The organism is Allobacillus saliphilus (assembly GCF_018138385.1).
In the GTDB taxonomy this organism is placed as follows: domain Bacteria; phylum Bacillota; class Bacilli; order Bacillales; family Alkalibacillaceae; genus Allobacillus; species Allobacillus saliphilus.
In genome coordinates this window covers 40,985-62,361 of sequence record NZ_JAGSIE010000012.1, presented here as the reverse complement: position 1 = coordinate 62,361, position 21,377 = coordinate 40,985, and the positions used below count along the sequence as shown (strand labels likewise).

The 21,377-nt window shown below is 37.1% G+C and carries 25 protein-coding genes; 9 read left to right on the top strand and 16 right to left on the bottom strand.

What is annotated here, in order from left to right:
• Window positions 1-66 precede the first annotated feature (66 nt).
• From KC820_RS05065 to fadH, 5 genes are all read right to left on the bottom strand, one after another.
• Window positions 67-438, bottom strand: a complete 372-nt coding sequence (locus KC820_RS05065; protein ID WP_144088672.1) for a VOC family protein — start codon at window positions 436-438, stop codon at window positions 67-69.
• Window positions 439-456: 18 nt separating this feature from the next.
• Window positions 457-1,569 (bottom strand): N-acetyldiaminopimelate deacetylase, encoded by a 1,113-nt coding sequence (locus tag KC820_RS05060; protein ID WP_144088671.1) that lies wholly within the window; start codon window positions 1,567-1,569, stop codon window positions 457-459.
• An 88-nt stretch (window positions 1,570-1,657) separates the two neighbouring features.
• A complete protein-coding gene (gene dapD, locus KC820_RS05055) occupies window positions 1,658-2,377 on the bottom strand; it encodes a 2,3,4,5-tetrahydropyridine-2,6-dicarboxylate N-acetyltransferase (protein WP_212368801.1) in 720 nt (239 codons plus the stop codon).
• A 29-nt stretch (window positions 2,378-2,406) separates the two neighbouring features.
• Window positions 2,407-2,853: a cyclic-di-AMP-binding protein CbpB gene (cbpB, locus tag KC820_RS05050; RefSeq protein ID WP_144088670.1), complete on the bottom strand. Its 447-nt coding sequence runs from the start codon at window positions 2,851-2,853 to the stop codon at window positions 2,407-2,409.
• A gap of 293 nt (window positions 2,854-3,146) precedes the next feature.
• On the bottom strand, window positions 3,147-3,911 hold the full coding sequence (fadH, locus tag KC820_RS05045; protein ID WP_144088669.1) for a 2,4-dienoyl-CoA reductase: 765 nt from the start codon (window positions 3,909-3,911) through the stop codon (window positions 3,147-3,149).
• Window positions 3,912-4,056: 145 nt separating this feature from the next.
• On the opposite strand from fadH, the gene KC820_RS05040 reads away from it, so the two are divergent.
• Both KC820_RS05040 and KC820_RS05035 read left to right on the top strand, forming a co-directional pair.
• Entirely contained in the window at window positions 4,057-4,914 is an 858-nt protein-coding gene (locus KC820_RS05040) for a metallophosphoesterase (RefSeq protein WP_212368799.1), read from the top strand.
• 114 nt (window positions 4,915-5,028) lie between these two features.
• Window positions 5,029-5,631 carry an SCO family protein gene (locus tag KC820_RS05035; RefSeq protein ID WP_212368796.1) on the top strand — a complete coding sequence of 201 codons (603 nt, stop codon included), beginning with the start codon at window positions 5,029-5,031 and terminating at the stop codon, window positions 5,629-5,631.
• A 40-nt stretch (window positions 5,632-5,671) separates the two neighbouring features.
• Here the strand turns inward: KC820_RS05035 and KC820_RS05030 are convergent, their stop codons facing one another.
• Window positions 5,672-6,010: a hypothetical protein gene (locus KC820_RS05030; protein WP_212368793.1), complete on the bottom strand. Its 339-nt coding sequence runs from the start codon at window positions 6,008-6,010 to the stop codon at window positions 5,672-5,674.
• A gap of 78 nt (window positions 6,011-6,088) precedes the next feature.
• Between KC820_RS05030 and KC820_RS05025 the strand changes: the two genes are divergently transcribed.
• Window positions 6,089-7,237: an aminotransferase A gene (locus tag KC820_RS05025; RefSeq protein WP_212368868.1), complete on the top strand. Its 1,149-nt coding sequence runs from the start codon at window positions 6,089-6,091 to the stop codon at window positions 7,235-7,237.
• On the opposite strand, the gene KC820_RS05020 is transcribed toward KC820_RS05025, so the two are convergent.
• On the bottom strand, window positions 7,238-7,411 hold the full coding sequence (locus KC820_RS05020; protein ID WP_212368790.1) for an aspartyl-phosphate phosphatase Spo0E family protein: 174 nt from the start codon (window positions 7,409-7,411) through the stop codon (window positions 7,238-7,240).
• A gap of 545 nt (window positions 7,412-7,956) precedes the next feature.
• Between KC820_RS05020 and lepB the strand changes: the two genes are divergently transcribed.
• Window positions 7,957-8,466: a signal peptidase I gene (lepB, locus tag KC820_RS05015; RefSeq protein WP_212368787.1), complete on the top strand. Its 510-nt coding sequence runs from the start codon at window positions 7,957-7,959 to the stop codon at window positions 8,464-8,466.
• A 118-nt stretch (window positions 8,467-8,584) separates the two neighbouring features.
• Here lepB and KC820_RS05010 read toward each other — a convergent pair whose 3' ends face one another.
• The 3 genes from KC820_RS05010 to KC820_RS05000 form a co-directional block, all read right to left on the bottom strand.
• Complete coding sequence (locus tag KC820_RS05010) at window positions 8,585-8,731, bottom strand: YvrJ family protein (protein WP_212368784.1); 147 nt, start codon at window positions 8,729-8,731, stop codon at window positions 8,585-8,587.
• A gap of 87 nt (window positions 8,732-8,818) precedes the next feature.
• Window positions 8,819-9,034 carry a DUF2922 domain-containing protein gene (locus tag KC820_RS05005; protein WP_144088661.1) on the bottom strand — a complete coding sequence of 72 codons (216 nt, stop codon included), beginning with the start codon at window positions 9,032-9,034 and terminating at the stop codon, window positions 8,819-8,821.
• 32 nt (window positions 9,035-9,066) lie between these two features.
• Window positions 9,067-9,285, bottom strand: a complete 219-nt coding sequence (locus tag KC820_RS05000) for a DUF1659 domain-containing protein (RefSeq protein WP_212368781.1) — start codon at window positions 9,283-9,285, stop codon at window positions 9,067-9,069.
• A 395-nt stretch (window positions 9,286-9,680) separates the two neighbouring features.
• Here KC820_RS05000 and KC820_RS04995 point away from each other — a divergent pair, with 395 nt between their 5' ends.
• The 3 genes from KC820_RS04995 (at window position 9,681) to KC820_RS04985 (ending at window position 12,307) form a co-directional block, all read left to right on the top strand.
• Window positions 9,681-10,832 carry a zinc-ribbon domain-containing protein gene (locus KC820_RS04995; protein WP_212368779.1) on the top strand — a complete coding sequence of 384 codons (1,152 nt, stop codon included), beginning with the start codon at window positions 9,681-9,683 and terminating at the stop codon, window positions 10,830-10,832.
• 14 nt (window positions 10,833-10,846) lie between these two features.
• The gene (locus tag KC820_RS04990) at window positions 10,847-12,058 is read left to right on the top strand and encodes a S1C family serine protease (RefSeq protein ID WP_212368776.1); all 1,212 of its coding nucleotides are present in this window, start codon (window positions 10,847-10,849) and stop codon (window positions 12,056-12,058) included.
• Between the two features lie 99 nt (window positions 12,059-12,157).
• The gene (locus tag KC820_RS04985; RefSeq protein WP_144088657.1) at window positions 12,158-12,307 is read left to right on the top strand and encodes a YjcZ family sporulation protein; all 150 of its coding nucleotides are present in this window, start codon (window positions 12,158-12,160) and stop codon (window positions 12,305-12,307) included.
• Between the two features lie 117 nt (window positions 12,308-12,424).
• Here KC820_RS04985 and KC820_RS04980 read toward each other — a convergent pair whose 3' ends face one another.
• From KC820_RS04980 to KC820_RS04970, 3 genes are all read right to left on the bottom strand, one after another.
• Window positions 12,425-13,789 carry a TrkH family potassium uptake protein gene (locus KC820_RS04980; RefSeq protein ID WP_212368773.1) on the bottom strand — a complete coding sequence of 455 codons (1,365 nt, stop codon included), beginning with the start codon at window positions 13,787-13,789 and terminating at the stop codon, window positions 12,425-12,427.
• Between the two features lie 168 nt (window positions 13,790-13,957).
• Complete coding sequence (locus KC820_RS04975) at window positions 13,958-14,383, bottom strand: YwpF family protein (protein WP_212368770.1); 426 nt, start codon at window positions 14,381-14,383, stop codon at window positions 13,958-13,960.
• Between the two features lie 64 nt (window positions 14,384-14,447).
• Window positions 14,448-14,978 carry an HD domain-containing protein gene (locus KC820_RS04970; RefSeq protein ID WP_212368767.1) on the bottom strand — a complete coding sequence of 177 codons (531 nt, stop codon included), beginning with the start codon at window positions 14,976-14,978 and terminating at the stop codon, window positions 14,448-14,450.
• Window positions 14,979-15,166: 188 nt separating this feature from the next.
• Between KC820_RS04970 and KC820_RS04965 the strand changes: the two genes are divergently transcribed.
• On the top strand, window positions 15,167-16,639 hold the full coding sequence (locus tag KC820_RS04965) for a methyl-accepting chemotaxis protein (RefSeq protein ID WP_212368764.1): 1,473 nt from the start codon (window positions 15,167-15,169) through the stop codon (window positions 16,637-16,639).
• Between the two features lie 164 nt (window positions 16,640-16,803).
• Here the strand turns inward: KC820_RS04965 and KC820_RS04960 are convergent, their stop codons facing one another.
• The gene (locus KC820_RS04960; RefSeq protein WP_212368762.1) at window positions 16,804-19,203 is read right to left on the bottom strand and encodes a penicillin acylase family protein; all 2,400 of its coding nucleotides are present in this window, start codon (window positions 19,201-19,203) and stop codon (window positions 16,804-16,806) included.
• A gap of 163 nt (window positions 19,204-19,366) precedes the next feature.
• Here KC820_RS04960 and KC820_RS04955 point away from each other — a divergent pair, with 163 nt between their 5' ends.
• Complete coding sequence (locus KC820_RS04955; protein WP_144088651.1) at window positions 19,367-20,020, top strand: hypothetical protein; 654 nt, start codon at window positions 19,367-19,369, stop codon at window positions 20,018-20,020.
• A gap of 130 nt (window positions 20,021-20,150) precedes the next feature.
• On the opposite strand, the gene KC820_RS04950 is transcribed toward KC820_RS04955, so the two are convergent.
• Together KC820_RS04950 and thiT are read right to left on the bottom strand one after the other, a co-directional pair.
• Window positions 20,151-20,627, bottom strand: coding sequence for a glutathione peroxidase (locus tag KC820_RS04950; RefSeq protein ID WP_336511020.1), 477 nt, complete (start codon window positions 20,625-20,627; stop codon window positions 20,151-20,153).
• Window positions 20,628-20,787: 160 nt separating this feature from the next.
• Window positions 20,788-21,357 (bottom strand): energy-coupled thiamine transporter ThiT, encoded by a 570-nt coding sequence (gene thiT / locus KC820_RS04945; protein ID WP_236782532.1) that lies wholly within the window; start codon window positions 21,355-21,357, stop codon window positions 20,788-20,790.
• Window positions 21,358-21,377: the final 20 nt, after the last annotated feature.

The following is a 21,377-nucleotide window of genomic DNA, read 5'->3' as shown; positions in this document are numbered from 1 at the left end:
ACAAGCTTTAAAAAACCCTTTGCAAGTCCTTTTCAACGGACTTGCAAAGGGTTTTTGTTTGTATTATTACTCTTCCCATTCCAAAACTTCTAATCGATTGCCGAACGGATCGTTTAGATAGATTCTCTTAGCATTTGGCAATTGATTATCTACTGTGTAATTGACTTTATGATCTTCTAATAAAGCGATGAATTCATCAAGCTCGTCAACCTCAAAAGCGGGATGCGCTTTTTTAGCTGGCGTATAAGGTTCTTCGATGCCGATATGAAGCTCAAAGTCACCAAATCGGAACCACACGCCCCCGTTTACTTCTAATGATTCTGGCTTCTTCACTTCTTCCATCCCGAGAAGGCCAGCGTAAAATTCTCTTGCTTCATATTCAGAGCCTGTTGGTGCAGTCAACTGAACATGATCAATTTTTTTAAACATATGATCCATGTTTTGAAATCTCTCCCGTTATAATTTTTCCAATGTAGCGGTAACCGCTTCAATACCGACTTGTATTGCTTCTTCCCTCGGTTGAAGTTTACTATGATGAAGTCCATATGGTGATTCGACTCCCAACCAAAACATAAACCCTGGAATATTTTTAAGAAAATATCCGAAGTCTTCCCCAGCCATTGAGATTGGTGCTTCTTGGTAGTGTACAGAAGTATTTTCAACTGCAGCCTTGAAACGTTTTACAGAGGCGGAGTCATTATCAACCATATAGTAGCTAGCCCCAAAATCTACAGCAGTACGACAATGATAACGTTCTTCAATCCCTGCCAACAACGACTGGATGTGTTCTCTTAAAAGTGGTATCACTTTCGGGTCCAATGTTCTCATGGTCCCTTCTATTCTTGCATATTCTGCAATAATATTTCCAGCGGTTCCGGCTACCATCTTACCAAGCGTGACGACCGCTTCACTAAGTGGGTCAGTAACGCGTGCTACCAACTGCTGAAGTTGCATATTAAAGGCACTTGCTGCCATCAACATATCAGAAGTTTGATGTGGATATGCAGCGTGACCACCTTTTCCATAAAAATCGATAAATAGTTCGCTAGTATTCCCAAAAAGGATTCCTGGCTTCGTGGCCACTGTACCTACCGGCAAAGAAGGATCTATATGAAGTGCAAAGATGACGTCTGGACGGTGATGTTGAAAAAAATCACTCGTCTGCATCGGCTCTGCACCTCCTGGGCCTTCTTCAGCTGGTTGGAAAATGAATAAGACGTCATCTTTTAATCGATTTTCAACCACTTCTGTTAACGCACCGAGAGCAACTGTCATATGAACATCATGTCCACATGCATGCATATATCCTTCATGGTTCGACGCAAAATCATATCCAGTCTCTTCTTTGATTGGAAGTCCGTCGATATCGGCGCGGTATCCGATTATACGATTTCCCTCTATTCCTTTTACTAAAACGAATAATCCTGTTTTCCACTTTTCGACATGAAGATGTTCTTGGGGCAAGCGATCAATCATTGATTGCAAATAAGCCTGTGTTTTATATTCTTGATAACCGATTTCTGGTATTTGATGTAAATCTCTTCGTACTTGTATCCAATCTCTCTCCACTCTTTTTCAAACCTTTCCAATGAAAAATCGATATACATATGCAAATAAGCGGGCTATCGAAAAAATCGAAGTCCCGCTTAGATGTAAGTTAGTTATCTAACTTTCTCAATTCTTTTTTGATTTCTGTTTTGGATTTTGTTTGGTCATCAATCTCTTTGATTACTTTTGCAGGTGTACCAGCCACAACAGTTTTTGGTGGTACATCTTCTGTTACAATCGCACCAGCTGCGACTACGGCACCTTTACCGACAGTAACACCTTCCAATACGACTACGTTTGCACCGATGACGACGCCATCTTCTACGATCACTGGTTTTGCGGATGGTGGCTCAATGACACCAGCCAACACAGTTCCAGCTCCGATATGACAGTCTTTACCGACAGTTGCTCTGCCACCAAGCACGGCGTTCATATCGATCATCGTTCCTTCACCAATAGCGGCACCAATGTTAATTGACGCGCCCATCATGATGACAACACCGTCACCAATTTCAACTTGGTCACGAATAAGTGCGCCCGGCTCGATTCTTGCGTTAATTCCTTTCAAATCCAATAAAGGAATTGCTGAATTACGACGATCATTTTCAATTACATAATCGTCGAAGATATTTTGATTATCTTCAATGATCTTTTCGATATCCTTCCACTCACCGAATAAAACGCCGGTGTCACCTTGAATAAAGTCTTTTACGTTATCAGGATACTCAATAGCATCCAGCTTACTGCCTTTTACATATACCTTTACAGGTGTCGATTTTTTTGCATTTGAAATAAAATCAATAATTTGATTAGCGTCCATCATGTCCACTTCAAATTCCTCCAATACTATTCTGATCTCTAGATTGTTTTTTGCTGGTAGAATTGATTCCTTATTTGCTTTAATAGCTGCCTTCTGGTTAAGATGCCTTCCATTGTGTTGGAATGATTTACGACACAAACAAAATTATGATCAATTAATAAATGTAATGCTTTTTCAAGTGTATCATCCAATTGTAACGTTTTTATATTATAATCCATTACATCTTTTACTGTTTTCTCATCAAGCAAGTCAACTTCGATTTGATCTAAACCGAACATTCTCTCGATAATATGCGATTTGCTGATCAAACCTTTAAATGTCCCGTCGTAATCTAAAACTGGTACTGCGTTATATCCAGTTTTAGTAAGTACGAGCAACGCATGTTTCAATGGATTGTTTAATTGGACGTGAGCCACTTTATCAGAATCGATCATGTATTCATTCACTAATTTTTGTGTGAGATCAAATTCTGTCACATTAAGCATTTAGTTTCCCCCTAACCTTAATGGAAGTGGTAATCTCTTTCTCCAGTCAATCATAATTTTATCACAAACTAAATCGAATGAGTAATGAAAGCATTATTCGGCTATGTAAATTTCGAGGCAGCCTTAATTCAATAAGAGATCAAAACTGCATATAGAGTCATCTAACCGTCTGGCTTCATATCGCGACCCTCCTGACGAAAGGATAAAGACGCCTAGCACATATGTCTAGACGCCCGACAACCTACGACTGATTAGTCGCAAACTAATCCATTGGCATTCGTCATGGATTTTATTTAGAACGGATAATCATTTAACCATTGTCCGCCGTCCAATGTAATCACTTCTCCATTTAAATACGTCGCTTTGTCAGAGAACATGAAATACGCCAACTCGGCAATCTCCTCTGGCTCACCTAGTCGCTGCAATGGAACAGATTGAAGCGTTCGTTTTGCTGCTTCTTCAGATAACCATAACTTTTCAGAGCCACCAGTGCGATCAATCGGTCCCGGTGCAATTGCATTAACTCGAATACCGTATTTTCTACCCCATTCAACCGCCAAAGTACGTGTCAACGAAAGTACACCAGCTTTCGCGGCAGCAGAGTGAGCAACATATGCCCCGGCATTCCATGCATAAGTGGCGACCATATTTGTAATACAGCCTTGTATCCCCTTCTCAATCCAATACTTTCCGACGATGGAAGAGCAGTTAAACGTTCCATTCAATACGATATCAATAACAGATTTCCATCCATTCGGTGTTAATTTTTCAAACGGGACAATAAAGTTCCCTGCAGCATTATTTACTAAGAAATCGATACGTCCAAATGTCTCATCCGCGACCTGCACCATTCTTTCAACATCTTCAGGGTTTCTGACATCCATAGCTACGGACAATAAATTTGAATCATCTGAAGCGATTTCTTTTTTTGCATCATTTAACTTCTCTTCATTTCTACCTGTAATTACGACTTTAGCTCCTTCTTCATGGAATTTTTTAGCCATATACTTACCCATTCCACTTGAGCCACCTGTAACAATAACAACTTTATTTTTCATTTTTTTCCCTCCCTTCCGAATACATTCGAGAAAGAGTATAAAATTCCTTCATAAAAATGAATATTCGTTCATTTGTATTCAGTTACAAACAATTAATCTCCATGCTATAATGCAACTAATTGAACAGAAAGGTGATTAACCGCTTATGAATCGGAGAACATTTCTAAAACGCTCTTTACTAGGAACAATTGGTTTGGCTGGAGCAGGTTACGGTGGTTATTACTATGCACATGAAATTGAACCTCGTTGGGTAAAAATTGTTCGAAACGATATCGAATCAGAAAGAATCCCTGCTTCCTTTGACGGTTTTACGCTTTTGCAATTAAGTGATACACATATCGGATTCAATTATGGATTAAAGGAACTGGATGATTTAATTCAAACAGTCGGTGAATTAGATCCGGACCTTATCCTATTTACCGGTGATTTAATAGATGATCCATCCACAATTACAAATCAACAATACGCACAAATAAAGGATAAATTAAGTAAAATCCAATCACGTTATGGGAATTACTGGATATACGGGAACCATGACCACGGTGGATATGGAACTGAAAAGATTGCTCAAGTGATGTCTTCTGCAGGTTTTCAACTGTTAAAAAACGAGACGACGAAAATTCAAAAAGATGGCGATCACATCAATCTATCTGGATTGGACGATGTTTTACTCGGAAATCCTGAGATTACCCAATTAATTGATGAATCAGAGCAAGACCACTTCAATATCCTTCTTTCACATGAACCGGATTTTGCAGACACGACGAAAAATTATCCATTTGACGTTCAACTATCAGGGCACAGTCACGGTGGTCAGATTCAGTTGCCGATCATCGGCTATATTATTACACCTATTTTGGGAGAGAAATATGTAGAAGGAAGCTTTACGCTCGGTCAAAGACCTTTACAGTTATTTGTTTCAAAAGGGTTAGGGACAACTCGCCTTCCCTTTCGTTTTCTATGCCGCCCAGAGATTAACCTATATACATTGAGAAAAAAGTGATTTATATCCCAGTTTTCTATGATTTGTTGAAATTTCTTCAAGTTTGAACCCTTTAAAATTCTTATAAGGTGTTAGAATGAGAGTAAATAAAGCAAAGTACTGGAGTGGCACGTAATGAATTTCAATAAAATTTTAATTGGATTACTCGCTATTATGTCGATAATGATACTTTCAGCGTGTGGAGAAGATGAGTCAGGAAAATATACTCCAGACCCTCAACTTGAAACAGAAGTAGAGAACTTCGAATATACAAATCAAGATGGAGAGACTGTCAGCCTTGAAGACCTTAAAGGCAATTACTGGCTAGCTACCTTTATCTTCACTAACTGTGAAACGGTCTGTCCTCCGATGACTGCAAATATGGCAAAAGTACAATCTGAGGCGAAAGAGGAAGATATTGACCTTCGATTTGTATCATTTACCGTCGACCCAGCGAATGACGACCCAGAAGATTTAAAAGAATATGGCAATAAATTTGGTGCAGATTTTAGCAATTGGGACTTCTTAACCGGGTTTGATCAAAAAGAAATCGAAAGCTTTGCGGCAAATTCATTTAAGACACTTGTTGCAAAAGTAGATGGTTATGATCAGGTAAACCACGGAATATCTTTTTTCCTTGTTTCTCCTGAAGGAACTGTTCTAAATATGTTCTCAGGTACTGACCAAGAAGAGTTTAGTCAGATCACAGACTATGTAAAATATTATAAGAAAGATTAAAAACGAGCTCTTCACAGCTCGTTTTTTTCTTCACTTATATTTAATTCTTGTTTTTCTTCATCTGTGATAAACTTTTAACAGTAATAGTAGCAATCAATAAAAGACCGAATAACATTAATGAAATTAAAACGTTTAATAAAAAGTGATACCTTTCGTTCGCACTTGTTAATTGCGTGGACAAAAAACTGAAATCACTGAATACCCAAAATAGCAATATGAGCGTTGTGAACATAAAGCTCAATGTCTTCGTCCCGTAACGCTTTAAACAAAAGCGAATAAATCGGTTGACTCCTAGATAACTAAAAGTCGTAATAACTAATAATAACAATACAACGAGATAATTTTCTGTAATGATTTGATACATCTCTTTCAAAAACATTTTTCTCACCCCATCAACATTATGGGCAATAAAATGACAATTCAATCAATGAATATAGACAAAAGGAATGATATACCAATGGAGCATTTACTTAATGATACTGTAAGAGGAATTGAAATTTCAGGAATTCGTAAATTTTTCAATCTGGTTGGTGATCGAAAAGATATCTTATCTTTAACGATTGGGCAACCGGATTTTCAAACGCCAAATCATATTAAAGAAGCAGCTAAACAAGCGTTAGACAATAATCATACACAATATACACCAAATGCAGGTTTGTTAGAGTTAAGAGAAGCAATTAGTCATTTCGTCTACTCGAACTACCAATTATCTTATCGACCTGAAGATGAAGTCATCGTTACAGTTGGTGCATCCCAAGCATTAGATATCGCCTTACGGACAATTCTTTCACCAGGTGACGAGGTCATTTTACCAGGACCTGTATATCCAGGCTATGAACCATTAATTCGCATGGCTGGAGCGACACCTAAATATATCGACACACGCTCCAATGGATTCAAGTTAACGGCAGACCTTTTAAAGAAACAACTAACCAGTAGAACAAAATGTGTTATTCTTTCCTATCCATCGAATCCAACTGGTGTTACTTTAACCAAAGAAGAACTTAGGGATATTGCCGATTTAATCGGTGGAAAAGAGATTTTCATTTTAGCTGATGAAATTTATAGTGAATTAACCTATGAACAAAAACACACTTCTATTGGGGTCTTTGACTCTGTTCGTAATCAAACGCTCATCGTACAAGGCCTATCGAAATCACATTCAATGACAGGGTTTCGACTTGGATATCTTCTTGCACCGAAAGAAATTCAGCAGCACGCTTTGAAGGTTCATCAATACAATGTTTCATGCGCGACTTCGATCAGTCAGTATGCTGCGTTGGAAGCATTGACAAAAGGAAAAACAGATCCGAATGTGATGAAAGATGCTTACAAAGCTAGACGCAACTATGTTCTAAAGCGACTTGATCATATGAAACTAGAGGCGGTTGCTCCAGATGGAGCTTTTTATATGTTTGTCAAGATACCTACAGATGAAAACAGTTTTGAATTTGCTATGAGGTTAGTAGATGAAGCAAAGTTAGCATTTGTTCCAGGAAGTGCATTTTCAAAGTATGGAGAAGGTTACATTAGGCTTTCATATGCTTATGATATGGACATATTAGAAGAGGGATTAAATCGACTTGAAGAGTTTCTGAGTCAATAACTACTGTTTTTTCATTCTTTGCTGAAGCTCGATGTATTCATTTATTAGTTGATCAAGCTGTTGGGAGGCTTGGATTGATTCATCACTAAGTCTTCCTTTTTCTGTTGCTTGTTCAATCATTTCTTCTCGAAGTTTTTCAATCTCTTTTTCGAGTTGGTTAATTTTATCTCTCATTTGTTACAGATCACCATCCTGAGGAATTCTTTGTCTATTTTCTCTAAAACTTTAGGGTTACGTTGCTCGCTGGCTTGAGCTCATAAAACATAAACAGTAATACTATATTATAATAACGAACGGAAAAGCAACCTTTTGACCATGCTTTCACTTAATAACTTTCTCGACATATTTTTCACCTCCGCGAAAAAGAAACATATGTTCTTATTATACATTCTAGAAGTTTGATTAGGAAGTGAAAAACTCTACGTAATTATAATTGACAAGAGGCAGTCTAAAGAAGGTTACTTCTATCTTTCTTCACCTGATTATAGAGTGTATTCGTTTAAATCGATAAAGAAGTTAAGGTAATAATACCCTTATATATTTAAGTCCAAACAAAAATTTTTAATAAAGAATTGGATGATCCGTTTAAGATTTATGTATTGGGGTATACAAAACGATGATTTAAGAGATTTACACATAGATATGGTAAACTATTAAATATACAGATTAAAACGAACTTCCTTATATAGAAGGATCAGAGCGGAAAGGAAGAACTAAAATTGAAAAAAGAGATATTAGAATGGGGTAAAGCAATTATTATTGCTTTGATTATTGCTTTTTTCCTTCGTACTTTTGTGTTTGCGACATCCATTGTTGAAGGTGCGAGCATGGATCCAACATTGGAAGACGGTGAAAGAGTTATTTTCAATAAAATTGTTTACTTTGTAAATGAGCCAGATCGCGGTGAAATTGTCATTATCTCGCGTGAAACTAAAAATTACGTCAAACGTGTTATTGGGAAACCAAATGACACTGTTGAGTATAAAAACGACACACTTTTCATAAATGGGAAAGCTTACGAAGAAGATTATCTCTCTGAATCTTTACAACATGAAACAGAAGCATTTGGCCCTGTGGAAGTACCTGAAGGAAAATATTTTGTGATGGGAGATAATCGATCGATCAGTAAAGATAGCCGAAACGGATTAGGTTTAATTGATGCCGATGATATTATCGGCCGTTCCGAATTTATTATCTTTCCTTTCGACCATATTTCAATGACTCGATAAAAAATGAATACAACCTAACAATAACCTCGGTTGGTGGACGCTTATAAGAATCGTCCATTAACCGAGGTTTATTACATCACTAACGAACGTAACTACCTGCTTACTAATTAAATCACTATTACCTTTTATACATACCAAGGTTCATCGGTAACTGAAGTAATGATTCATTTAATTCCTTCAATCGTTGATCAATTCGGTGTAATAAATAAAACGTAACTAAAATCGGAAAACCGACCTCCGGAATCCATGTAACCCATTGCTCCATGCCTATTCCTCCCTTCCCTTTCACTCCAGATTAGAAGCTAATGAAAAACGGCTGAATAGAGTCATCCTCTATCCAACCGCCTTTTAATTAATCAAGAGAAATTTCTTCGACTGTACGGTCGACGACTTGAGCACTATCCATACTGACATATGAGCCGCCGCTTGATGTAAATACATTTTGATCGATAATATCCTGCATCGCTTGTTTAACGGCAACTGGATCTACAGGCTCCTTAGGATCGTCTAGTGAAACGGTTGATAACCGACCTGCTTCATTACGAAATTTTAATTCAATTCGTTTCATTCTTGACACCTCCTTATTTATAGTCTGCTACATTAATTTTGAATATTATATGAGTTGTTTCGAACAATCTGGTGAAGTGGGTGCTTTTGCAAGTTAGCTAAAGAATTCGCTACAGTATAAAGTGCTGTCGCATCCACTTCCGTATTCACTTGGTTGAAATTTTTACGTTTGATAATGACCTCACCCTCATGGTCAATCCCTGTTTCAAACAATAACTGAAGTTGTGTATCTAACTTTAATTCGCTCGCCATTGGCTGCTCCCTCCTTTCAACCTTATAATCGTTAAGAACAGAAAAAAAGTGTGAAATGTATTGAAACATTTCACACTTTCTTTACGTCTAATATAAAGGAGTAGTTCCTTAAGTGATGACTATTGGCTTGCGTTATCAAATAGACAGTTACCAATAAACGTAACAAGAACAGCCATCATGACAATACCTAATACAACTTCCACTTTCGTTGCACCTCCTAAGGTTGCTACTAACAAAAATCTCTATACATTATATCATACCAAAAAACAAAGCTTCTATGGAAATATTCATATAAAAAGTTTTACCATTTAGCCATGAACTTCACCATTTTTTCACAAGAAATTATGCTAAAATAGAGTTAATAGACTAATGAAAGGCGAGCGACAGGTGATTGAATGAAATATTGTACACAATGCGGCACTCAAACTGAAAAAAATGAACGATTCTGTCTCGTCTGTGGTGCTGAAATACCCGACTTAGATGAACGGATTCCAGATGAGGGTTTTAACCGCTGGTGGTTATTACCAATTATTATGTTATCCATTATTTTAGCTGGCGGAATTATTATGCACTTCTATTTAGAGCACCAAAATAGTGAAACAATAAATGCTTTCGAATCAGGGATACAGCATGCAGAAGAAGGTCATTATACACAAGCTTTGGAAGCATTTGAAGAAGCCGTGTCATTAAAATCAAATTTCCAAGCTGCTAAAACTGCTAAGGAATTTATGGAAGTAGCTCTCACAGTAGAGTCTAAAATCCAATCCATTGACAAATTGATTGAAGAACAAAAATTCCATGAAGGCCTACAGCTTGCACAAGAAGCAGAAGATCAATTGGAATCTTATAAAGGTGAAGTGACGCAACGACTACTGGATCGTATTATTTCAAAAAGAAATGAAGTTCAGATTGCACAAATTGAACAACAATTCAGTGAAAGTCCATCTTTTGAAGAATTAAAAATCTTATTATGGCAAATCCATTCCATAAATGCCGAGAAATCAGAAGAGTTAGTTCAAGCAATGGAAGACCGATTTATCAATGATACGTTTTCCCGAGCAAGTGAAAATCTTCAAGACAATCAATTCACAACAGCCCTTAACATTGTGGAAGAGGGGTTAAGGTATCTACCTGAAAGTGAGCGTTTAAAAAACTTGAAATCAACCATCGAAAAACAAAAAGTAGCGTTTGAAACAGAACAGCAAAAACGAATTGAACAAGCTTTAAGTCAATATGAGCTTGAACAGGATCATAACAAAAACAATGCTGTGGAAGTTGTGAAAGTAACAGCGAAGCCCGATGAATATGGTGATATCGTTGTTAAAGGAGAAATTAAAAGTGTAGCAACAGTACCCATTCAGTCAGTTACTGTGAATTACTCGTTATATGATGAAGAAGATGAATTATTAACTGAAAACGAAACATTTTTATATCCAGAAACACTCTATCCAAATGAGACGGGTAAATTTGAATATATTCATTATGAAATGCCTGACAAAGTATCCATTGAGATTAACCAAATTTCATGGTTCCTTGATGACGAATAAAGGGAAGTGATTTGATGTACCGAGCAAAAAAAATAATTCTACCAGTCTTCTTTACCCTCCTTTTACTTATCACTGGACTGTCTCTTTATTACGTCTATTATAACCAATGGCAAGAGCAAGCCATTGGTGTCTCTTCTGATTTAGTAGGAACCGTTAAAAAAGATGAAGATGAAGATGAAACAGATAAAACAAAGGATTTACAAACCATTATCCACGATGCCGAAAAGCATGTCGTCCAGATTGAGACGACCGGTCCTTATGGTAAAAATATCGGGTCCGGCTTCGTTTACAACGATAAAGGCGATGTTGTGACCAATGCGCACGTTGTTCAAAATGCTTCAGAAGTATATGTAAAAACCTCTGATGCTCAAAACTATGTTGGTGCCATTATCGGAATTGGTGAACGTAATGATATCGCCTTAATCCGTGTACCTCAATTAGCAAACAACGGCGGATTAGAAATAGACATACGATTAACACCAAATACGGGTGATGATATTATTGCCATCGGTAGCCCGCATGGGTTTCAAAATACTGTCACGATTGGTACAATTTCAGGAAAAAATAGAAGCTTCACTGTTGATGGTTCTAATTATGAATATAACAATTTGTATCAGATTACTGCAGATATCTCTACAGGAAATAGCGGTGGGCCATTAATCCATAGAAAAACAGGTACTGTTATTGCCGTAAACTCAGCTGCCACGACAGAAGGAGATATGGGCTTCAGTATTCCTATCTCTCAAGTATATGATCGTTTGTTAATGTGGTCAGATACCGCAAGTAATGAAGAGTTAAATTACGATGGAGATCCTAACGGTTTTATGAATGTAACCGATGACCAATTATTAAACGACGTTCAATATCTCATTGATTATTTTTATGAGACATTGAATTTACGTGATTACTTTACGGCTTATTCGTTATTGGGAAGCGAAGAACAAGTCGAGTATTCATATCCGGAGTTCCGTGAACTCTACGTCGTATCAGGTGACATTAAACGGTCAGACATTGAAATTGAAATTAACAAGGACAAAAGTGCTTCTGTGACCGTTCTATCTGATCACCAAATCTTACAAAAAGAAGAAGTCCAAGAAACTCATCATTATCGCACAAACTTTATTATTGGATATGAAAACGATCAACTGAAAATACTTGACTTAAAAAGGGAACTGCTATCAAAGACAGAACATAGCAAAGAAGACGAAAATGCATCAGATAAATAATTTTTTTAAAAATTTGTTTGAAACTAGGTAGATGCCCCTTCCCTGTCATTCCATCGAAACATAGGTATATAGTGATGAATGACATGGAGGTGATGTAATATGGGAGGATACAACCACTGCGGAGGCCAAAACAACTTTGTAAGTCCTGGTTATGGAGGTAACAACTATGGTTGCGGATATAACAATTTCGCGTTAATCGTCGTTTTATTTATATTGCTAATCATTGTTGGTGCCGCATTCTATTGCTAATTGAACGAACAAAGATTATAAATACGAAAAACGCCAATCGTTCTCTGAAACGATTGGCGTTTTTTTGTATTTATTGATATCTGGAAATTTAGAGCTAGTAAATCCCATGCCATTCCATTATCCAATATTAATTTTCTCTTTCGGATAACGGTATGTTGATTCTTGGCGATCACGATTAAGTGAAAAGAGAAAGGTTAAAATACCAATTCTTCCGATGAACATCAATGTGATTAATAATATTTTACTGACATTCGTCAAATCAGGCGTAATTCCCATTGAAAGACCGGTTGTTCCAAATGCCGATGTGACTTCAAAAATAATACTAATCAATGGAAATGGCTCAATCACTCGTACGATTGTCACGACAATAAATGTCATAATCAATGCTAAGAATGTGACGACAACAGCTTTGAATAAGTCTTCTTCTTCAATTTCTCTTCCAAAAACTTTCACTCTAAACCGGCCTCTGGCAAATTGAAGGATAAAAATAATGACCAAAGCAAAGGTAGTCGTGCGTATTCCCCCACCAACACTACTTGGTGAGGCACCAATAAACATCATAGAGGATAAAAATAATTGTGTTTGTTCAGTGAATTCATTAATATCCATTGTCGTTAAGCCAGCACTTCTAGCCGTTGTCGATTGAAATAATGCATAAAAGATTGTTTCATGCCAGCTCTTATCTGCAAAGAAATGATTGAATTCCAAAAGTAATACGACTATAAAAGAGAAACAGAGCAAAACAAAGTATGTCAATGAAGTTAACTTAGTAAATAATGAGAAACGTTTCATTGTACGCTCTTGCTTTGATACTTGTAAGTACTCTTTCACTTCTATTAATACAGGAAATCCGATCGCTCCGGAAATAATTAAAAGCATAACGATGAACTGAATGAAATAATCATTTTGATACGGGATGAGCGATGCTCCAGTGATATCAAAACCACCATTGGTAGTCGCACTCACTGCCGTAAAGAAACCGTGATAAAAAGCTTCCCATATCGAATCATAATATGTCATGAAATATGTGCCGAGAATTAGGAACCCAATGAATTCGATACCCAAAATGACAAAGAACATTTCTTTAACTAAGCGCACGATACCAGAAATAGACTTTGTATTTTGATCTGTCATAATAAGGCGCCGTTCTTTAAAACCGATCTTTTTACCAAGAACAAGCCAAATTAATGTTCCTAAAGCCATGACACCCAAACCGCCAGTTTGAAGAGCCAGCGCAATGGTAAAAATGCCGAAGACCGAAAATGAATCAGCCGTAGATACAACTGTCAAACCGGTTACACTTACTGCACTAGTCGCAGTAAATATGACATCCATAAAACTTAAGTCTACACCTTCTTTTTGCGCAATCGGCAATGAAAGTAGAAATACGGTAACAGATACGGCAGCAAAATAATAAATTGAAATCAGTTGAACAACTGATAATCTGTCCAATAATGGCTTTTTTTGAATAGTTGGATTCATAGTACGTTCTCCTTTGCAGCGGCGGCATAAACCCTTATATTTTTATGTTTTGATAAGCTTCAAGGGCTCCATTTTACACTGACTTCAAGCGGCCTATTGAAAGTGAATAGGTGCTTGTTATTAAAAAATAGGAAAACCCTAACTGAACTTTTGATTTCAGATTAGGGGTTAAAGTATGCTCTCTTGATTTTTTTCCTTGAATTTAATCAATAACTGTTCACCTTGATAGCCGGCTTCGATTAAATCTTGTAATGTTTGTTCTACTAATTCACGTTCACGATTGACCATATTGCCAATGATGACTACACTGATGCTATCATCAACTTCCTCAATCGTTTCAACTTTTCCGACAAGTGTTGCTTTTGGATTTTCTGTCTTTGTAATTCGCACTTGGAAAACCATCTCTCGGTCTTTATCCAGCTTATTTCTGAAAAAGTCTTCATACGTTTTAGGCATGAAACTTTCCACAAGCCAACGATTCCGATCAATTTCACGATCGATAATTAAACCATCGTAAAACTCGATTTCTTTATTTTGCAGCTCATCGCCTAGTTTTTCTAATGTTGTAAGGGAGATTAATTTGAATGTTTTCATACAATCTTCCTTTCCTTAAATTAACCTCATTATATAAGATAGCTAGCGAATAGAAAAGCCCTTATTAATTGGATTGTAAATTGTCGCTTGCTTCCTGGATTTTTTGATCAATCGATGTTAATCGTTCAATCGCTTCTACATTTTCCATTTGCAAATAATGATGCCCACCTTTTGGTAGTTCGTCCAACTCATCCGCTTCATAAATGATTTGTTGTAATGGTGTACGAAACTCTTTTACAGAAAACGGCAAATAAGAGTCTGTATGCAGCAAAATGGCAATGGCAATTTCTTTAGCCTTCACTCTGTTTTCTCCTAAACGAATTAATAGCTTATGTGCTCGTTCGGCACCTTTAATAGCGTGGATATCGTGTCTCCGATATTCATCATAATCCCACTTTCCTTCTCTGTACCATTCAAAATGTCCCATATCATGTAGTAACGCTGCTTTTGTAGCAAGTTCGAGGTTTTCTTTTCGTTCACTTGCAAGGCGGTAAGCAATTTCGGTAACGTTTACAGCATGATGAACGCCTGATCGTCTCAAATATTTCTGGGTGATTGGGTGTTTAAATATCTCGACTAATGTAACATAGCCCATTGTACATCCCCTCCTGATTTTAACCATTAATATACCATAATTTAATGACTCGGGCGATTCCTAAAATGTATAAACTTCAAAAATTATTTACTATTATTAAAATATCGTGAAAAATTTTAAAAAAATCCTATTTAATTATCAAAAATAACCGATAAACATAGTAAAAACTGTTTTTCGGAGGTGAAAAAATGGAAAATACGGCTCAAATGATTATTACAAATACGCTTCACTTGAAGAACCGATTATCCATTATTTTTTTATTTGTTATTATGGTACTTGGCACGAGCGTGACTTATTTGATCGGACAGACGAAATTTGTTATTTTAACCATTTTAATTGGAAGCTTAATTACCTTATTATTAGTTACTACACTTGTGTATTTCAGAAAACTATCAAATACTGTTCCCTACATACTTATTTCCGGGATCGCTTTGATTATTGGAACAATCTTAATCGTTGCGACAACTTCTGGACAAACAGCTGCATTAATTTATTTTTTATTAATTACAAGTTCTTTCTATCTATCTTTACCCATTTTTTTATATGGGTTCACCATTAGTATTGGATTATTCATCACATTTATCTATATCCATGGAGAATCGTTTTTATTTGACTATGCAACGTCGTTGTTAATTTTCACATTGACAAGTGTTGTTCTATTGTTACAACTTGTCATTACATCACGAAACCAAAAAATAATGGATGAACTTCAAAAAAATAATGAAGAAGCAATTCAGAAGGAACAAAAACAGAATCAATTCATCGAGCAACAAACGAAAAAAATCCAACAAAGCATGGACGGAATTGAATGGCAATCGAACACACAAAAAGATTCCTTAAATGAGATGAACCGAGCTATACAAGAAATTGCATCAGGTACGGAAACTCAAGCAGGAACGATCTCTGATATTCACCAGTCCATCGGCACAACATCGATGTTATTGGAAAAGATGGTCAGTGATTTAAATCGGATAGAGTCAGATACTGAAACAACGAGAGCGAATGCTGAAAAAGGAAAGATCGAGTCAGATGAACTCGTTGATGAGATGAGAACCTTCCAAACGAATGTCCAAGAAATGAAGTCTGCATTCAGTGAATTAAGTGAAAAAGTAGATTCATCTGTATCTTTTATTCAGTCCATTCAAGACATTACTGAGCAAACTAGCCTGCTTTCATTAAATGCATCGATTGAAGCAGCTCGTGCAGGTGAGCATGGGAGAGGATTTGCTGTCGTTGCAGAAGAAATTCGTAAGCTAGCAGACCACACAGAGCAAACGGCGAAACAAATCTCGAATAACTTAACAAGTATGAAAGATTCCAATGAAACAACCGATCGGCAAATCCATCTTATTGACAAGCAAATGAAAGAACATATTGAATCAATTACGGAGAACAGTGAGTTATTCGGTTCGTTTTCGGTAAATGCCAATACATTAATGAACCAAATGAGAAACTTCAAACAACTAGCCGATGAAGTGAATGAGCATGCAAGACTCATAGAGGATTCTATGAATGACTTCTCATCAACTGTAGAACAATCGACTGCTTCCGTTGAAGAAATCAGTGCTACTGTTCAAAACCAAGCGAACCAGAACGAAGAGTTACATGGAGAGATTGAGCGAACAACTCAAGCGTTGCATGAATTGAATCAACGAGCTTGATAGAAAAAATCTATTCATAGAGATTTGAGATGCAAGTTTGTAAAAAAATAAAACCCGAACGATTGAAATGTAAATAAATCGTTCGGGTTTTCCTTATGAATAGCGACCCTACATAACAATTTGTTTGCTGTGGTCACTTTTTTTACTATTTGTCTATTTTTTAGTTAAGGCTGCAGGGTAAGTGGTTTACCTGAGTAATTATCGATCCGTGTCTCATGATAATTCCCCTCGATCCAATCATCTAATTGATTCTGATAGAATTCACTGCGATAATGTTCGGATTGACCAGGACCTACAATATGATAGCCTGAATTTGGATCAGCTAGGTCGTTGACAAATCGCCAACCAGCTCCATGGTTAACAATTCCATCTTCTTTGCTTCTGGCTGCCATCACAGTGACACCACTTCCACCAAGTGGCTGAGGTGGATCAGGATTGAAAAATCGTTCTAAAAAAGAGATGCCGGATAGATTGTGTGCAAAATAGATTTGGTGATAATCTCCCCACTTCCACTCATTCAGGCTTTCACCGTATTCATCTGTAAGAAGTTGAACGGTTTCACTGAATGATTTGGAGAGCAATTGATCTAATCCTCCATTTTGCTCAATCCAATGCATTTCTTCACCTTCATAAGAGCGAAGAATCAATTGGTCCGTTGTTTGACCCATTCCTTTGAACATCGACAGGACTTCTTCAGGCAATTCCTCGCCATATAAATTCTCCTCAATTTGTCTCAACATCGTATGGAAAATCAGTGGTGCAGCTTCCTCTTTGTGATCTTCAAAATCCCACTCGGCTAATAGTTTAATCGCCTGCTCTTCCGCTTGCGAATCCGCTTGGTTGCCTAGAACATCCATAAATATTGGCACGAATAATTCTGCTTGTTTATTTTTCTCATCCATTTGCAGCTCCATCATGTCTTCTGCAGTCAAATCATCTTTTGATGATAAATACTCCTCAATCCTTGAATAACGATAAGGTTGGGCCCATACATGGCTAATGTGATATGGATAAGAGTCATCAATGACTTTATTGTTTGCTGTTGCAATAAAGTTTTTATCCGGATTCACTAGTGTTGGTAGTTCATCATATGGAATGAATTCATCTAATGTATACTGACTATCCCAACCCTTCATCGGTAATAGGGCGTCATCCGGGTTTTCATAGATTGGTATTTTACCATTTGCCTTATAAGCAATCGTTCCATCCTTGGAAGCAAACATAAAGTTTTGGGCTGGTGCGTGGAATCCTTCCAATGCTTCCTCAAACTCCTCCCAATTTGTAGCCCGATTGAACTCTAATAAAGCTTTTAATTCTGTTGTAGCGTCTAAAGCTGTCCAATCAACCGATAAAACAGTATCTCCTTCAACTTCACCAACGCCATTGGCAAATTCAGATATGACCGGTCCGTGAATCGTTTCAATCACTTCATAGTCAATTGATTCTTGACCATCCACGTGAATGGTTTCCGTAATGATGTCGGCTTCATACCACTCACCGTCATACTCAAATTTTGTCGGATCGTCTTCGTGTCTTCGTTCCAAATATAATTGCTGTACATCAGGACCGACATTCGTAACTCCCCATGCAACTTGGTCGTTATGTCCTAAAATGATACCAGGTACACCAGCAAATATTACACCGGATACATTATAGTTAGGTGACTCTAAATGACTCTGATACCAAATCGAAGGTGTCGACAATCCTAAGTGCGGATCATCTGATAGAATTGGCGAACCAGATTTAGTCTTTTCACCACTCACTGCCCAATTATTACTCCCATTAAACTCATCTGGGATAACTGCTTTAGAGAGACTGGCAGTTACATCGACATATTCTTCTTCCATGATGTTTGTTGGGCCGTTTTCTGGATAAGCCGGGAATAATTCATAGGCAACTTCTTCATCGAAATGATTCATTAAATAATAATTAAACGCCTGCCGTTCCCAATGCCCACCTAAATCGAAGGCCATAAACTTTCCGATTGTCAGTGAATCCAATGGTGTCCATTCTTTCATTTCACTCAATCCTGCGAGTTTAAATTCAACTGGCATGGAATTTGTCGTTTCCATCTGCTTAATATATGCGTTTACACCATCTGCATAAGCTTGTAATACATTAAGAGATTCCTCGTCATATATTTCTAACGATTTTTCTGCAGCTCTCCGTAAGCCTAATGTACGAAAATACTTATCTTGTTCAAGCATACTTTCTCCGATCACTTCGCTTAATTGTCCAGATGCTTGTCTTCTCGATAATTCCATCTGAAAAATTCGGTCTTGTGCTGTTATGTAGCCTTGAGCATAAAATAAATCTAAATCATTTGCCGCTTGAATATGTGGGACGCCCACTTCATCATACACAACCGTCACTTCCTCTTCTAAACCATTCAAAGTTACTGTCCCTTCTGTCTGTGCAAGCGACCGGTTGATGTAAGCGTTTACGTAAATCAATAAACTTATAATGACGACAGCTAGAATCGCCAAGACGATGAGCGTCCATTTTAACCACTTATTCATCTTTTTCTTCGGATACACTGGATCCAATTGAATTGCTTCTTTCATCGACTTTCCCCCTTCAACTCTATATAGATATAATATTACAAAAATTCTATCTAATTAACAAATTTTTGTACTTTTCATGAATAGCATTTACTCACCCTCTCCCCCTCTATATAATAGATAAAGGAAGAGACACGTTGCTCTCATAAAAAACTGAGGTGATGATTTGAGTAATAAAAATAAGGTCTTTTTAGTATTCGGTATCTTTTTGCTAGGATTAATCATCGTAATCGTAACGGCTACTTATTTTGGATTACAAAAAGATCCTGAGCGAACAGAGGAAGTTAAAGTAAAAGCTGCCGACTATTTAGATAAACATTTTACAGATGAGATGGAAATCGTTGAAGTCATGTATGACAATGCTTCTATCTATGAGCAATTCTCTTATGCAGCGATTGTTCAGCCGGTCAACAATCCTGATTTCCAATTCTTAGTTTACCCTCATCGAAAAACGGGTGAATATACAGATAGTTACGTGGCTGAAGTATGGGAAGACGAATTAGAAGAATTCTTAATGCCTCGTTTGAAAGACAAATTTGGGCAGAATGTTATTAAAGAATTGTGGTTGACATATCCGAAGGACATAGGCGACCAACTGAATATATCCCATGACGATATCCCTTCATTAAAGGGACAAGATACAGGGGTCGTTATTCGTCTCACACTCTCAAGAGGTGAAAAGGATAACGATGAAGAAGCATTAGAAGAATTATTAAATGAAATGAAAAATGAGTTATCTATTGAACGTGGTCACTTTACGTTATCTTTTTCGGAGAAGTCACTATTTCTTAAAGATAAAAACATTAACAAGAATTTTTAAGTACATTAGAAATACGGATACAGTGTATAACGTCAAACCCCAGTTGGATTCAGTATCACATCCAACTGGGGTTTGACGTTAGTAAAACTTCATAGATCTTAAATCTTTTATACGCTGAATCGCTTTCGCTTTAAAGGTATTTTTTTATGTCTGCTTCGATTTTTTCTGGCTTTGTTTGGGGTGAGTATCTTTCAACGACCTTTCCTTCTCGATCAACCAAGAACTTCGTAAAATTCCATTTAATTTCACCGCCAAGCATCCCCTTCTTCTCGCCTGTTAAATATTGAAATAACGGATGTTGCTCTTTACCTTTCACATCTGTCTTTTTATGCATTGGAAACGATACACCATAATTCGTCTGGCAAAAATCCAGGATTTCATCAGAGTTATCGAATTCTTGATTCATAAATTGATCACTCGGAAAACCAAGCACGACGAAACCTTGGTCGTGATAAGTTTCGTATAACTTTTGCAACCCTTCAAATTGATTCGTAAAACCACATTTACTTGCTGTGTTAACGATTAACATTACTTGATTGGCATAGTTACCTAGGGTAGCTGTTTCCCCGTTCATTTTTTCAACGGAAATATCATACACTGTACTCACGATGTGTACCTCCATTATTTTGACTTCTACTCTTAATTATACGAGTACACTTATGACGAAACAAATAATCTGAATCTTCCACTGAACGTTCCTACCAATCTTTTAATGATTCAAAAGCTTTAACTAAAAAATCCCTTTGCTGGGAAAGGGATTTTTTATATTAGCTATTACGTACAACGAGTTGAGGTCTGGAAATGACTAGCATAATAATAATTGCTGCAGATAAAATAAAACCGGGAATCAAATAAGTCGAGTTATACACTAATGAATAAATCCATACAGGTTGACCTTCCGGTGCAAAATGAGCAAAGAAAATTACCCCTGCTAAATAGTGAGCAACGAAACGGATAGCCATGCCTATGAATGTCCCAAAGATTATAAGCATGGACACTTTAGTTTTATCATCATTTTGCAAGCCGCTTTTAATGCCACTTGCAAATATTCCAGCCGCACCAAGTCCAACGAACGCAATAATGTAATCCAGTAATCCTTGTAGCCAGTGGACTACGACACCTCCAAATACTAGATCCAAGACTCCGAAAAGCAACCCAGAGGCAAGTCCTGCTTTTAATCCCCAACGGAACGCAATGATAAAAACTGGAATCATCGCAAATGATACCGAACCACCTTGTGGCCAAATGGTAAATTGCAACCCTGGTATGGTGTCGAGCAGAAAAGCTAACGTTGTTAATATCGCTATTTCCACTAACATCAATGTTTTATGATTCATAATAATTCCTCCCCTTCTGT

Bases quoted from the DNA above. Each gene is read 5' to 3' on its own strand.
- KC820_RS05065 (WP_144088672.1), bottom strand. From the start codon at position 438: ATGGATCATATGTTTAAAAAAATTGATCATGTTCAGTTGACTGCACCA.
- cbpB (WP_144088670.1), bottom strand. From the start codon at position 2,853: ATGCTTAATGTGACAGAATTTGATCTCACACAAAAATTAGTGAATGAA.
- fadH (WP_144088669.1), bottom strand. From the start codon at position 3,911: ATGAAAAATAAAGTTGTTATTGTTACAGGTGGCTCAAGTGGAATGGGT.
- KC820_RS05040 (WP_212368799.1), top strand. From the start codon at position 4,057: ATGAATCGGAGAACATTTCTAAAACGCTCTTTACTAGGAACAATTGGT.
- KC820_RS05035 (WP_212368796.1), top strand. From the start codon at position 5,029: ATGAATTTCAATAAAATTTTAATTGGATTACTCGCTATTATGTCGATA.
- KC820_RS05030 (WP_212368793.1), bottom strand. From the start codon at position 6,010: ATGTTTTTGAAAGAGATGTATCAAATCATTACAGAAAATTATCTCGTT.
- KC820_RS05025 (WP_212368868.1), top strand. From the start codon at position 6,089: ATGGAGCATTTACTTAATGATACTGTAAGAGGAATTGAAATTTCAGGA.
- KC820_RS05020 (WP_212368790.1), bottom strand. From the start codon at position 7,411: ATGAGAGATAAAATTAACCAACTCGAAAAAGAGATTGAAAAACTTCGA.
- KC820_RS05010 (WP_212368784.1), bottom strand. From the start codon at position 8,731: ATGGAGCAATGGGTTACATGGATTCCGGAGGTCGGTTTTCCGATTTTA.
- KC820_RS05005 (WP_144088661.1), bottom strand. From the start codon at position 9,034: ATGAAACGAATTGAATTAAAATTTCGTAATGAAGCAGGTCGGTTATCA.
- KC820_RS05000 (WP_212368781.1), bottom strand. From the start codon at position 9,285: ATGGCGAGCGAATTAAAGTTAGATACACAACTTCAGTTATTGTTTGAA.
- KC820_RS04995 (WP_212368779.1), top strand. From the start codon at position 9,681: ATGAAATATTGTACACAATGCGGCACTCAAACTGAAAAAAATGAACGA.
- KC820_RS04990 (WP_212368776.1), top strand. From the start codon at position 10,847: ATGTACCGAGCAAAAAAAATAATTCTACCAGTCTTCTTTACCCTCCTT.
- KC820_RS04985 (WP_144088657.1), top strand. From the start codon at position 12,158: ATGGGAGGATACAACCACTGCGGAGGCCAAAACAACTTTGTAAGTCCT.
- KC820_RS04980 (WP_212368773.1), bottom strand. From the start codon at position 13,789: ATGAATCCAACTATTCAAAAAAAGCCATTATTGGACAGATTATCAGTT.
- KC820_RS04975 (WP_212368770.1), bottom strand. From the start codon at position 14,383: ATGAAAACATTCAAATTAATCTCCCTTACAACATTAGAAAAACTAGGC.
- KC820_RS04970 (WP_212368767.1), bottom strand. From the start codon at position 14,978: ATGGGCTATGTTACATTAGTCGAGATATTTAAACACCCAATCACCCAG.
- KC820_RS04965 (WP_212368764.1), top strand. From the start codon at position 15,167: ATGGAAAATACGGCTCAAATGATTATTACAAATACGCTTCACTTGAAG.
- KC820_RS04960 (WP_212368762.1), bottom strand. From the start codon at position 19,203: ATGAAAGAAGCAATTCAATTGGATCCAGTGTATCCGAAGAAAAAGATG.
- thiT (WP_236782532.1), bottom strand. From the start codon at position 21,357: ATGAATCATAAAACATTGATGTTAGTGGAAATAGCGATATTAACAACG.